A 12,905-nucleotide genomic window follows, 5' to 3' on the forward strand; every position below is an offset into this window, starting at 1 on the left:
GGTCACTTTTTTTACATGCTTTTCTTTAATTTAAAGTGAAGCAAGATATTTCGAATTCCTGCTCCAAGGTCAATGGTAGCAATGAAGATGATGAGTACTCCGAAGAATCCCCAGCCGTATTCTCCCACGTGTCGTACGGCTACGAATGTAAAGAGTAAGCCGAGTATGGTGTATAAAATTCCTGATGATAATGGTGTTGGCCTCATTTAAAATCCAAAACCTCCTATAAATCCTTCTACCGATTGCATATATTTTTCTAACTCGTCCGCAAAAACGTACTGGGCTAAGACAACAAAGGTGTTCATCGCTACGTGTGCGATAATTGGGACGATAATCCGTTTTGTATAGACATATAAGAAAGAAAATACTAATCCCATTGCCGTGTACAGAAGCGTGTGCTCCAATTCCATGTGACCTACCGAGAAGATTACGGAACTGATGATGGCTGCGGGGAAGAAAGAGAATCTTTCATATAATGCCCCAAAAATAACTTTACGGAACACGATTTCTTCTAAGATTGGCCCGATGACTGCTACAACTAAGATGAAGATAGGTGCTTGTTCGATAATACCAATAATTTGTTGGGTGTTCTCAGAACCCAATTCAATTCCCATTGCTTGCTCTAGTAAGGCAGCAAACCCTTGAGCGAATAAAGCTAAAGGCAAACCAAGAATGGTAAAGAGTACACTCGGTACGACTGGAAGAGGTGTTTCTTGATCAAGCTTGTATGGTTTCCCAGCTTTTCGTAAGAGAATGACCATAATGATTAATCCAAGTATAAAGCCTACTAACGTAGCGTATAATGCAAAGTTGGCAACAAGCTTTTCTGCCTCTGCTACGGGAGTATCCCTCATTTTTAAGATGAATCCATAAAGTAATGTAGGGATTGCTGGTAGTAACTGAACGCAAATAAACGTAAAAATGATCCCAATATATATTCTAGGCAATAGTGTAGTCTCCTTTTTGTTTAGCGAGTAAGAACTTATTCAAATAGAAATGTCATATTCCAGTTGCGCAACCGCGGGTAAACGTGCGCCATACGCATTTCCTTTTCAATTCTACTAGTTAACGCTTGCAACTTCAAATATTAGGACGAAAAAGCGAGGAAAATACTGTCGAAAGAATCCTGAAAAAATTTTATTCTTCTCACTTGCAAAGAGGATAAGTTTTCATTAAACTAATAGTTGTGTTAGCACTCCTTTATTGTGAGTGCTAATAAATAATCATTTTTACCTTTTGAGGAGGTTGTTTCACTTGTTAAAACCACTAGGAGATCGTGTTGTGATTGAGCTAGTAGAAACAGAAGAAAAAACGGCTAGCGGAATCGTACTTCCTGACAGTGCGAAGGAAAAGCCACAGGAAGGTAAGGTTGTAGCAGTAGGTACAGGTCGTGTATTAGACAACGGTGAGCGTGTAGCACTGGAAGTTGCTGAGGGTAATCGTATTATCTTCTCTAAATATGCAGGTACTGAAGTGAAATATGAAGGTAACGAATACTTAATTTTACGCGAAAGCGACATTTTAGCGATCGTAGGCTAATTGTCTTATAACATAATAAAAACATATTAATTAGAGGAGGTCATTTTCATGGCAAAAGACATTAAGTTCAGTGAAGAAGCACGTCGCTCGATGCTACGTGGTGTAGATAAACTGGCAGACGCGGTGAAAGTTACATTAGGACCAAAAGGACGTAACGTTGTTCTTGAGAAGAAATTCGGTTCTCCACTAATCACAAATGATGGTGTAACGATTGCAAAAGAAATCGAGCTAGAAGATGCATTCGAAAACATGGGTGCGAAACTAGTTGCGGAGGTTGCTAGCAAAACGAACGAAATTGCTGGTGACGGTACTACTACTGCAACAGTTCTAGCACAAGCGATGATCCGTGAAGGATTAAAGAACGTAACAGCTGGTGCTAACCCTGTAGGTATCCGTAAAGGTATCGAAAAAGCGGTTGCTACTGCTGTAACAGAACTAAAAGCAATTTCTAAACCAATCGAAAGCAAAGAGTCTATCGCACAAGTTGCGGCGATTTCTGCTGCTGATGAAGAAGTTGGTCAACTAATTGCTGAAGCAATGGAGCGCGTTGGAAACGACGGCGTTATCACAATTGAAGAGTCTAAAGGTTTCACTACAGAGCTTGATGTAGTTGAAGGTATGCAATTCGACCGTGGATACGCATCTCCTTACATGGTAACGGATTCTGATAAGATGGAAGCGGTTCTTGATAACCCTTATATCTTAATTACGGATAAAAAGATCGGTAACATCCAAGAGATCCTACCTGTACTTGAGCAAGTTGTTCAACAAGGTAAGCCTCTATTAATCGTTGCAGAAGACGTAGAAGGCGAAGCGTTAGCTACATTAGTAGTGAACAAACTTCGTGGTACATTTAATGCAGTAGCTGTTAAAGCTCCTGGATTCGGTGACCGTCGTAAAGCAATGTTAGAAGACCTTGCTATCTTAACTGGTGGTGAAGTGATTACAGAAGATCTAGGTCTAGATCTGAAATCAGCTAACATCATGCAATTAGGTCGCGCTGCGAAAGTTGTTGTGACAAAAGAGAACACAACAGTAGTAGAAGGTGCTGGTGAGTCTGACAAAATCATGGCTCGTGTAAACCAAATCCGTGCGCAAATGGAAGAAACATCTTCTGATTTCGACCGTGAAAAACTACAAGAGCGCCTAGCAAAATTAGCTGGTGGCGTAGCAGTAGTGAAAGTTGGAGCGGCTACAGAAACAGAATTAAAAGAGCGTAAACTTCGTATTGAAGATGCTCTAAACTCTACGCGTGCAGCGGTAGAAGAAGGTATCGTAGCTGGTGGTGGTACTGCGCTTGTAACTGTTTACAACACAGTAGCTGCAATCGAAGCAGAAGGCGATGTACAAACAGGTATCAATATCGTTCTTCGTGCACTAGAAGAGCCAGTGCGTCAAATCGCGCACAACGCAGGTTTAGAAGGATCTATCATCGTAGATCGTCTAAAGCGTGAAGAAGTTGGAGTAGGTTACAATGCTGCAACTGGCGAGTGGGTAAACATGATTGAATCTGGTATTGTAGACCCTACAAAAGTTACGCGTTCAGCGCTACAAAACGCAGCATCTGTTGCGGCAATGTTCTTAACTACTGAAGCAGTAGTAGCGGACATTCCGGAAGAGAATGGTGGCGGAATGCCTGATATGGGCGGCATGGGTGGAATGGGCGGTATGATGTAACCTGCCCCTTGAACCCTTGATATGATTGGGTTTGTTGGTATGGTGAGAGCGGTATGCTAACATTTTGCTAACATCTTTGTTTAACGGAGGTCTCTCATGAGTTGTGCAAACTTTTGAGAGGCTTCTTTTTTCATGTCTTCGGTAACATGAAGGTAGACATTTTTCGTGGTTTGGTCATCGGTATGACCAAGTCGGTCCATAATTTGTTCGAGCGAAACACCAGCTTCTGCAAGAAGTGAAGTATGAGTGTGCCGCAGGGAATGTGGTGTCAGATGTGTATCTAACTGAGCTATTAGAAGCAGCCGTTTCATTCGATTTTGAACGGTCTTGTGAACAATGGGATACCCATATTGACGTTCCATTTTTGCAAATACAAAGTCCTCATCATGGTACATGTGCCTGTGTAGTGCTATAAACTGTTCTTGTGTTGACTTTAGATGGGCCAACGTTTCTAGAACTTCTTCATCTACAATAACCTTTCTTCTTGATCGATTGGTTTTCGGTGTCAGCAATTGATACTTTTCGGCATTGTTATTTGGGTTATAGTAGGTTTTACTAATACGTATGGTCTGTTGATGAAAGTCGATATCTTTCCACTTTAGTGCAAGAAGTTCTCCAACACGTATCCCGGTATAGGCTAAAACTAAAAATATAACGTAGTCATGTTCTAACCCATACGTTTTTGCCGTTTGTAAAAACAAAGCCAATTCTTCCTTCTCCAAGTATTTGGGTAACAGCTCCTCTTCCAGTTGTTCAATGGTTTTCTTTTCTCTTTTCACGAATGCAAATTCCGTTGGATCTCTTTTAAGAAGATCAAATTCCATCGCTTTTCGAAAAATCATTCTTCCAGTATGATGGACACCCTCCCTCGTTTTACTCGCATATCCTCTCATGTACAAATCATTCATTGCTGCTTGATACATGGTCCTCGTAATATCTTTCAATTTCACATGTGCCAAATAGGGGAGTAGTTTTCCTATTTCATGGAGTCGCACACGGATGGTACCTGGTTTTAGATCCCGGGTTTGTGCATAAATCTCAAGCCACTCGCTAGAAAACTCTTTAAACGTTTTGTTCGTTTCTTCTAGGTGTGTCCCTTCATTTAATTCATAGAGTAAGCTAGCTGCAGCTTTTTCTGCTTCTTGTTTGGTGGAGAAGCCACTCTTTGTTTTTTGTTTTCTTTTTCCTGTCTGTGGATCTATCCCAATGTCTATGGTAAAAGCCCATTTGGCACCGCAATTGCATTTTTTCTTTTGACAGATGCAATTTCGTAAATAAAAATGTCCTTTCATGTCTTTCCTCCTTTTGATTTTAATGGTGTTGCTAACAAGTAAGTTTCCCATTTTTACCTGTAACATTCTAGTGGGGGTGTAGTGGATTTATCTTTTATGACGCATAAAAAGCGAGAGCAGGCTCTCGCTTAGCAACAATATTCAAAAGCTGTTCATAAGATCATCAAATTTATCCGATACCTCCTTATTCACAGGATCTGTTACATGGAGGTATATCTTTCTTGTTATATCATCGTCCTCGTGACCGAGTCGATCACGAATATCATCTAATTCGACATTGGCTTCTGCCAATAAGGAAGTGTGTGTGTGACGAAGCGTATGCGGTGTCATCCCAGGATGCAAGTTACAATTCTTCAGTACTCGTTTCATTCTACTTGCTACTAATGTTGTGAGGATAGGGAGGCCTGGATAGGTTCGCACGTTCGTAAAAATAAACCCTCGGTCTTCATAGCCTTTTCCTAATCGCTGAATAAGTTGATCTTGTTCCTCTTTGATTTGAAGCAACAACCTTATTACTGTAGAGGAAACAAATAGCTTTCGATTGGCCTTTTTTGTTTTTGGTGGCAAGATTTCATATTTGGCTATATTATTTTTTTCATTATAGTAGGTCTTGGAAATTGTTAACGTTTTTTTCTCCATATTAACATCATTCCATTTCAGCGCGACTAACTCTCCTACCCGTATGCCTGTATAGGCTAACAGGGTAAATATTAATGAATCCATATACAATCCATCACTGTTCGCAGAATCCAAGAAAATCTTTAATTCATCCTTTTCCAAATACTTAGGGATAGTGTTCCGAACATCTATGATATCCTTCTCTGAGGAAACATCTTTTTTAATGTATGATTCCAAGGTAGGATTGTATTTAATGTATTTTTTGTTTACTGCCATTTGGAAAATCATATTACCTGTACTGTGGATACCTTCTAGTGTTGTTTTAGATAATCCACTATCTTGTAAGTGATTTAAAGCTTCTTGATATCTCTGTTCGGTGATGTCCTTTATTTTAAGGTGTGCTAAATACGGAAGTAGTTTCTTAATTGCATATTTCTTTAGTCGAACAGTACCAGGCTTTGGTCCTTTTCTTTCTACATAGAGTGGGATCCACAGTTCCACAAAATCTTTAAACAAGATATTAGACTGTTCCATATAGGTACCCTCTCTTAAATCTGCCATTACAGAAGCAGCAGCCATTTCTGCATCGTGTTTGGTTTGGAAACCGCCTCTGCATAGTTGTTTTCTTTTCCCAGTAAGAGGGTCACGGCCAATATCTAACCAGTACGACCATCGCTTGCCACATCCACACTTTCTCTCGTCTTCACATGTACAACCACGCCTCTTATACGTTCCTTTCACCTAAACCGACTCCTATTAGTTTGTATGTGCTACTTGTTTTCTTTTTGCGAGCTAATCCATTCTCGTAGATCACTTTTTAGTACTCTCTTAGAAGAACCAATGGCGAAGTTGGGTATACCTCTGTGTTCTTCCTTCTCATTGAACAACTCGTAAATAGTACTACGAGATAACTCTAGAAATTCCGCTATATGCCTTGCGGTTAACACGTCAGGTAGGTCATCCCACTTTTCGAAACGTTTTGCTTCCTTCAATACATCTCCTCCAGTTGATAAAACCACAAAAAACCCGCAGTGGAATTGTAGGCACACTGCTTTAATACAGAAAGGCACACGTAATCGTGTTGCTTTCTGTATCAAAGGACAAGGTGCTTCCTTCATCCATCTGCGGGCTTACCCGTGATATTTTTATGTATCCTTAGTTGTCAAAAGAACTAATGATATTCTATGGAACATACTATAAGCCAAATAAAATACTGCTGTCAACAATGAGGGGGAATAACTTAGGGTAGTAGATTATGTTTCTGTACTTTAGAACCCTGGCACCAATCGTGACAGAGTTGTGGATTAAAGAGAGAGTAGTGAGGGGTAAATGGGTATTTTCATGAAGAAGATTGTTTATACTGTATCAAAAAAAGCTAGGTGTTTGAATTGGAGTGAAAAATGGGAACCTTTTGAATGGAGAGTGTCCCAATAGAATCTTATTAAACTAAATGCTCCGTAGAGAAATGAAGAAATTTTCCTAATCCAACTTCTAAAGGAGTTTACCATATGATAAAGCGACATAAACGTAGGTTTTTAACATCTCAAGAGGAACAAAGACTGATAGAATTAGATCGTTTAATGAATATCACCATGGAGCCAGTAACGTTCATTACCTATAAAAATGAAGTGATGGATGTAATTCATGCTGCGTTAGAACGATTATATGTGGGTGTGGATGATAAAAATAAAAGGTCTATTCCGAAAAATCCTAACCAGCGAGCTTGTGTTGCTAGAAATATTACCTTCCCAGGTCAACGAGAGAATGAAGCGTTGTTGCGTATGTTGGCAATAGTGGATAGAAGAAATAGTTTATAACGTGTTAATAATTATGTATAGTTATTAAGTTCAAAGGAGCGAGGTTGTCTATGGAAGGTCTATTTGTAGAGTTATTGTATAAGAGGGCGTATAGAGAGTTTCTAGATGTACAGAAGAAGGAAATGGATGGTAACCTCGAGAAATGCCTGTCCCAGATTCAACAGAGCTTTAGGCAGGGGTTTGAACACGGTAGAAAAACAGGGTTTTCAGAAGCTGAAATAAATCTAAAAATAGATATGATGGTTAAGTTAATCATTCATACAGATTTAGATAGTAATACGATATTGACTATTTTGGATAAACAAGACGAGGAGCTTTATATTCAGAAGATAGAGAAATTCAGGAAAGTTTTATGAAATAGCTCTATTGTATGATATCAATGCTTAGAGGTACTGATAAGTTCGCATATAGAGAAAATTAGTAATAGTAAAAGTTGCATTCTAAAAATAAGAGATTATATAATGACAAGTAAGAAGATTTAACCAGTAACAAAATCAATCTAATAATAAATGGAGAAGCACTCCCGTAATACAGAGACCTTTTTTAGGTATCTCTGTTTATGGGAGTGCTTTTTTCATTTCTACAAGGAGTGGTTGAATGAGTAAAGTAACAAACGACACATTTGAGCAGTTATCTTTTGATTCCATCGATTGGGATACCGATGCATCAGCGAACGAAGATCCATCAGATAGGGAAACCCCCACATCAACGTGTAATGAAATGGGGGAGTTTCCAGAAGAGTTAACCACCTTTTTGTCTGGAACTAGAGAGAAGAAGATACACGCAAAGAATGGAAGTTTTAATCCAATAATCTCGCAGGAACTAGGTTTAAAATCTAAAATGCTTGCTCATAATGGAGAGAAATTTACTAAGGAAGAGTTGATTTCTATTATGGAAAGCTTATTTAGAAGTTCGCCTCCACAGAAGGTTATTCCATTAGGGGAGGATGGATTAAAGCAGTGGTTCAGAGACAATTTGATAATGGAACTTGAAGCCAAACTGATTCGGCAGTTTTTAGTGCAGCGATCATACCGACTACAGTATAGAATGTTGTTCCAGCTGATCTTGCGATTTAAAGACTTTGAGGCGTTGGTCAGTAAGGCGACTCGAAAAAAGGCATCTGACCTTGGGCGAGAAGACTTTTTACAGCCCGCACTTTATGAGGAGGTCATAACCAGTCAGTTTTATCACGAAAACTTTGATTTGTTTTACAAGCAAATGAATCCCTTTTCAGGAAACGCTTTAACGTACAGACCGAAAAAACGGTCAGAGATAAAGCTACCGCCAGCAGTACACTCTTTTTTGGCTTATAAAAAGAGGCAGGGGACGAAGCCAGATCGTTTGAAAAAGTTTCAATATGAACTGCATCGTTACTTACGATGGTCCTGCAATATGCTAAATGATTTTCGTGTTTATTCAATGGAAAATGTTCCCATTACCTTGTTTACACAGGAACACTTGAAGACGTATAAAAATTATCTTATCAAGTGCATTCAAAGTGGACGGTTTACAGAGAATGGGTCCATGAAACACTTTAAAAATATCAAAACGTTCTTTAGTACCCTCTATCACATGAGGTATATGAAAAATGATATTACAAGGGGCATTAAGAATATCCAAGGGGATGATTATCAATCTCGTTATATGCCAACGGATAAAGAAATTGAAACATTTTTTACTGCCATCGAACGCTATTCCGATACCCCTTTACTAGATAAGCTAGCATTCGGATTAATGGTTTTTCTGGGCTTTCGGTCTTGTGAACTGGAAAGATTACAATGGAGTAATATAAATTGGAGCCTCGAGGACGTCAAGTTTACAGCGAAGGGTGGAAATACACACTCTCTTCCAATTCCATCTCATCTTATGGACCTCTTAAAGGAAGTAGCACAAAAAGAGAACGGATTAATCTTTGGGAAGCACGCACAACCATTAAGAGACATCTTAGCGTCTAAGTACCGCATTTTTACAAGAATTGCAGAATGGAAAGAGGCAAGTGGCCCTCATCAGCTGCGACATGCATATATTACGCGTCTAACCAAGCAAGAAGTTGTACCAAAGCTACTTAAACGATTAGCTCGCCATGAATCCCTGTCTACGACATCTCTATACATCCATCGTACAGAAGAGGAAGTGGGAGATAAGGCTAAGCAGGTCTCGTTTCCGTGGGAGGTGAAGTAAGATGGCACTAGAGAGAGAGAATCTTCCACCATTCACTATCCAGGATGAAGTGCAAGCCCTTTTAAATAAATACGGGCAAGTTCAATTGGAAAAAGAACTTGGAACATTAGGAGTACTCATAACGGAGGAAAAGAACCCCAAAAATATAGACATAACGTTATTAGAAGCAGCACATCACTTCCTAGAGGATGAATTTTCAACCTATCAAAGCGTGGCCCCTTCTTCCCAGTCTTCTTATAAAAGTGAAACGAGAAGTTTTTGTAAGTTCTTTGGAGTCAATTTTGATAAAAGTATCTCTACAAATGTCAAGTTGATAGAGGTATTAACCCCTGAAAAGCTAGGGTTGTATTTACAACAGCCGGGGTTAGCGGAGGCGACTAGACGAAAGAAGGCGGCTTTTTTAAGGAGCTTTATCAATTCAGTCGCACGAGATTTGCTTAGTGAGAAACAGATTAATCAATTAAACAAAAGGGCACTACAATTGCATCCTCCAGATCCACAACCTCCAAGAGCTTTTACCGCGGAACAAATTGATTATTTACTAAGTTTGTCTCGTTTAACTCGGTGTTCTCTTCGGAACTATACCATACTTTGGATCCTTTTAGGAACGGGAATTCGAGTGGACGAATTACATTTTCAGATAGGGGATGTCAATCTTGAACAAGGATGGATAAAGGTAAAGGCGAAAGGAAGGAAACAACGAGCAAAAGTGAAACGATTCATGACAAAAGGAGCTACCAAGGTAATGTCCGACTATATTCATTTCACCTATGCTCATTTTAAAAATGTATTCAGTGAGCAGGACTACAATCGATGTTACGTGTTTTCGGATGACAATGGAAAAAGTGCACTCTCTAATCGAGCTATTCAACAAATGGTAAAGGGACTGATTGATACGGCTATTGAAAACAAGGTGATTAAAGATAAAGTGTGGGACAGTGATCGTGGAGAAGAGGTAAAAGTAAATTATTCAACCCATTCGTTTCGTCATTCGTTTGCGATTTACGCCCTGGAGAGTGGGATGGATATTTATATCGTGAAAGAATTACTTGGTCATAAATCCATTGAATCCACACAAGTTTACTTAAATCTATTCGATGAGCAGTACCAAAAAGCCATGGATAAACATCCATTTGCGAAATTAGAAGCGAATCAATTAAAACATTGGGGAGTTGGTCTCTAAATGGAAGGGATCATTTTCTCCTCTATCTATTTTAAAAAATGGTTGGAACTGAATACCTTAAAACACTCAACTGTTAAAAGTTATATACGCTACTTAAAATGCTTTGACGATTATTTACGATTAGTAGGATGGCAGGGAGAACTTGACTTTGACAAGTTTTACTATAGCAATGTACAGGATAAATATGCCCCCATTGACCTTGATTTTATGGACGGATTTATCGAGTACCTTCAAGAAAACAAAACAAAATCACAAGCGATGTCCATATTTAGCGGAATAAAAAGTTTCATGGATCTTTTGGTTGATTATGATTTGTTAGAATATAATCCACTTAGGCATTATAAGAATCCGTTTTATTACCAATCGATTCGTAATAGAGCGATAAGTGAAGAAGAGTGTATCCGTTTATTAAAAGCAGCCTACGATCTAGACCCTTTTTTTCAACAATACTACTTGATTATGTTGCTACAAACTACTTGTGGGTTAAGAGCAAAGGAGTTATGTAAGCTAACAGTTTCGCAAATTGATTTCGAACATAATGTCATTGTTGTGGACAAAGGTCGTAAAACAAAAATCGGCACCGTGAGAATGACAGATGCCCTCCAAAAAAAGCTTAGGGAATACATGACCCATCCCTACTTTTTAGAATGGTCGCAAGAGAGAGATAAAGAGTTATTTTTTATGAAAGACAAGTCTTATGCTGATTACGATCTAAATAAACTGTTGGACAGGATTAGAATTAAGGCAAAAATATCTCAAAAAATAACCAACCATGATCTAAGAGCAACTATGGCATATCTTTTGTATAAACATGGAAACAATTATAAATCGATTCAAAGACAACTTCGTCATAAAAAATTAAAGACAACTTTGCGCTACTTACCGATTCATGTTGAATTGAATGGGTACCTTGAATAGGCTAATTACTAGATAAAACTTTTCGTGAAAATTTTTTCGCTCGTATTTGCCATGAGAGAAATACTTTTACTATAATGAAAACAGATTAATAAGCGATGTGATGTACATGCATTGTCGCTGGAAGAACCAGGGCGATGGAGTAGTGATTCCCACTATCCGTCTGCCCTTTTTTTATTTGCCTAAATTTCCTTTTATAAGAAATGGTAGGTGAAAAACGAGATGCTTAAAAATTTATAGAAGTCGACACCAATCGTAGAGTTTCAAGGTAACCAGTACTAAGGATTAGATGAGGAATACTAAAAAATAAGACAAGTAAGTAACCTATCTACATATTTGAAATTGGAGGGAACATAATGATGAAAAAAGCGATAATCGAATTTGGGAACAAAGGAAAATATGCAGTAGTCTTTCATGACTGTTCAGAGAAGGAGGCAATGGAGTTATTTACCCAACGGAACAATCAGGCGGATGTAGACGACAAACTAAAGGATAATGAGAACTGTTTTGTGTCAATGGATGGTTCTACAGTGAAGAAAGGATTTCTCCCCAAGAATTCTGTCAGCTCTACACACGCAAAAAATTCTTCCAGTGGGGATAAGGTAATTTTAAGTTACTTAGAGATAGAGAAGTTACTTGAAGTCGCTCATATAGACAGAGAAGGTATAATGTATGAACTTGCACTAGCTACTGGGTTACGATTGGGAGAGTTATTAGCATTATCATGGAGTGATGTTGATTTTGAGCATCATACGATAATTGTTAAGAATTCTGTAGCTGAAGCTGGGGGAAAGCAGAGCATTATTAGAATGAGAAGCAAGATTCGCAAGATCGTAATTCCTGCACAAGTGTTAGCAAAGCTACTGGAATATCAAAAAGAACAGCAATTTATGAAGGATGAGCTAGGAGAACAAAATGACGATGAAATTAACCTGGTTTTCCCCCAAATAAATGGTGGACTCCAAATGCGATCGGTAGTTGAAGCGAGGTTTAAACGGTTAGTTGAGAAAGCAGGTATTCGCAGAGTGACCTTTCATGTTTTACGAAGAACACATGTTGCATTAATTATTAAGGCCGGGGTACCTTTTAACCTGGTATGTAATCAATTAGGATACGAGAATGGGGATACACTTTTTCGGATATTACCATAAGAGCTTATGGATTGATTGAAATCAATTCAACTCTATGGACCAATAACTGAGAGAATGATACGAGTAATCAACTAACTATTCCTTATTTAATGTGGAAAGAAAGTAAAATTCTCAACATGTTAGTATAGATTCTAATAAATTTTGGACGAGTATTTTAGTCTGAAAATTAATTTTATAACAATGGGGTTTTTGCCACTTTATCACTTAGATCTTTTTTTATAAATATCTATTTTCAAGATATATGTAGCGAGATTGACGAAGAAACATGGTTAATTTTGTAGAAGATTAAGAAATATATTGTAAGAAACGAGGAGAGATAATTGAGTTTTTATCTTACCATGATGATGAGCAACTCAAAAGTAACGATAAAGCATAAAATATACAGTTATAGAGGAATAGACATTATTCCATATAATAAATTTACTGAATCGGTGAATAAAAAAGTAGAGTAGTAAATATTGGAATTTCACAAATATGTAAGAATCCCCCGAATAATTTTTATATAATATACTGTTTTGCTGACAAATCATAA

Annotated in this window: 13 protein-coding genes; 8 read left to right on the forward strand and 5 right to left on the reverse strand. The window is 38.2% G+C overall.

Annotated features, from left to right (window positions below):
• Positions 1-11 precede the first annotated feature (11 nt).
• A complete protein-coding gene (locus G8O30_RS15440; protein ID WP_239672893.1) occupies positions 12-206 on the reverse strand; it encodes a YdiK family protein in 195 nt (64 codons plus the stop codon).
• Positions 207-947 (reverse strand): CPBP family intramembrane glutamic endopeptidase, encoded by a 741-nt coding sequence (locus G8O30_RS15445; RefSeq protein ID WP_239672894.1) that lies wholly within the window; start codon positions 945-947, stop codon positions 207-209. It lies immediately after the preceding gene.
• Between the two features lie 307 nt (positions 948-1,254).
• On the opposite strand from G8O30_RS15445, the gene groES reads away from it, so the two are divergent.
• Together groES and groL are read left to right on the forward strand one after the other, a co-directional pair.
• On the forward strand, positions 1,255-1,539 hold the full coding sequence (groES, locus tag G8O30_RS15450) for a co-chaperone GroES (RefSeq protein ID WP_239672895.1): 285 nt from the start codon (positions 1,255-1,257) through the stop codon (positions 1,537-1,539).
• 48 nt (positions 1,540-1,587) lie between these two features.
• The gene (groL, locus tag G8O30_RS15455; protein ID WP_239672896.1) at positions 1,588-3,216 is read left to right on the forward strand and encodes a chaperonin GroEL; all 1,629 of its coding nucleotides are present in this window, start codon (positions 1,588-1,590) and stop codon (positions 3,214-3,216) included.
• Between the two features lie 80 nt (positions 3,217-3,296).
• Here groL and G8O30_RS15460 read toward each other — a convergent pair whose 3' ends face one another.
• From G8O30_RS15460 to G8O30_RS15470, 3 genes are all read right to left on the reverse strand, one after another.
• Complete coding sequence (locus tag G8O30_RS15460) at positions 3,297-4,508, reverse strand: site-specific integrase (RefSeq protein ID WP_239672897.1); 1,212 nt, start codon at positions 4,506-4,508, stop codon at positions 3,297-3,299.
• Positions 4,509-4,649: 141 nt separating this feature from the next.
• Positions 4,650-5,867, reverse strand: coding sequence for a tyrosine-type recombinase/integrase (locus tag G8O30_RS15465; protein ID WP_239672898.1), 1,218 nt, complete (start codon positions 5,865-5,867; stop codon positions 4,650-4,652).
• Between the two features lie 29 nt (positions 5,868-5,896).
• Positions 5,897-6,118, reverse strand: a complete 222-nt coding sequence (locus tag G8O30_RS15470; protein ID WP_239672899.1) for a helix-turn-helix domain-containing protein — start codon at positions 6,116-6,118, stop codon at positions 5,897-5,899.
• Between the two features lie 516 nt (positions 6,119-6,634).
• Between G8O30_RS15470 and G8O30_RS15475 the strand changes: the two genes are divergently transcribed.
• From G8O30_RS15475 to G8O30_RS15500, 6 genes are all read left to right on the forward strand, one after another.
• Positions 6,635-6,943 (forward strand): hypothetical protein, encoded by a 309-nt coding sequence (locus G8O30_RS15475; RefSeq protein WP_239672900.1) that lies wholly within the window; start codon positions 6,635-6,637, stop codon positions 6,941-6,943.
• Positions 6,944-6,993: 50 nt separating this feature from the next.
• The gene (locus G8O30_RS15480) at positions 6,994-7,299 is read left to right on the forward strand and encodes a hypothetical protein (RefSeq protein ID WP_239672901.1); all 306 of its coding nucleotides are present in this window, start codon (positions 6,994-6,996) and stop codon (positions 7,297-7,299) included.
• Between the two features lie 241 nt (positions 7,300-7,540).
• Entirely contained in the window at positions 7,541-9,124 is a 1,584-nt protein-coding gene (locus tag G8O30_RS15485; protein WP_239672902.1) for a tyrosine-type recombinase/integrase, read from the forward strand.
• A 1-nt stretch (position 9,125) separates the two neighbouring features.
• A complete protein-coding gene (locus G8O30_RS15490; RefSeq protein WP_239672903.1) occupies positions 9,126-10,307 on the forward strand; it encodes a tyrosine-type recombinase/integrase in 1,182 nt (393 codons plus the stop codon).
• The gene (locus G8O30_RS15495) at positions 10,308-11,225 is read left to right on the forward strand and encodes a tyrosine-type recombinase/integrase (protein WP_239672904.1); all 918 of its coding nucleotides are present in this window, start codon (positions 10,308-10,310) and stop codon (positions 11,223-11,225) included.
• 353 nt (positions 11,226-11,578) lie between these two features.
• On the forward strand, positions 11,579-12,373 hold the full coding sequence (locus G8O30_RS15500; RefSeq protein WP_239672905.1) for a tyrosine-type recombinase/integrase: 795 nt from the start codon (positions 11,579-11,581) through the stop codon (positions 12,371-12,373).
• Positions 12,374-12,905: the final 532 nt, after the last annotated feature.

Origin of the sequence: Mangrovibacillus cuniculi, assembly GCF_015482585.1 — a bacterium.
Taxonomy (GTDB): Bacteria; Bacillota; Bacilli; order Bacillales; family R1DC41; genus Mangrovibacillus; species Mangrovibacillus cuniculi.

What these genes read in the sequence shown, in the direction of transcription:
- G8O30_RS15460 (WP_239672897.1), bottom strand. Translation starts at nt 4,508, where the DNA reads ATGAAAGGACATTTTTATTTACGAAATTGCATCTGTCAAAAGAAAAAA.
- G8O30_RS15495 (WP_239672904.1), top strand. Translation starts at nt 10,308, where the DNA reads ATGGAAGGGATCATTTTCTCCTCTATCTATTTTAAAAAATGGTTGGAA.
- G8O30_RS15485 (WP_239672902.1), top strand. Translation starts at nt 7,541, where the DNA reads ATGAGTAAAGTAACAAACGACACATTTGAGCAGTTATCTTTTGATTCC.
- G8O30_RS15475 (WP_239672900.1), top strand. Translation starts at nt 6,635, where the DNA reads ATGATAAAGCGACATAAACGTAGGTTTTTAACATCTCAAGAGGAACAA.
- G8O30_RS15500 (WP_239672905.1), top strand. Translation starts at nt 11,579, where the DNA reads ATGATGAAAAAAGCGATAATCGAATTTGGGAACAAAGGAAAATATGCA.
- groL (WP_239672896.1), top strand. Translation starts at nt 1,588, where the DNA reads ATGGCAAAAGACATTAAGTTCAGTGAAGAAGCACGTCGCTCGATGCTA.
- G8O30_RS15440 (WP_239672893.1), bottom strand. Translation starts at nt 206, where the DNA reads ATGAGGCCAACACCATTATCATCAGGAATTTTATACACCATACTCGGC.
- G8O30_RS15480 (WP_239672901.1), top strand. Translation starts at nt 6,994, where the DNA reads ATGGAAGGTCTATTTGTAGAGTTATTGTATAAGAGGGCGTATAGAGAG.
- G8O30_RS15490 (WP_239672903.1), top strand. Translation starts at nt 9,126, where the DNA reads ATGGCACTAGAGAGAGAGAATCTTCCACCATTCACTATCCAGGATGAA.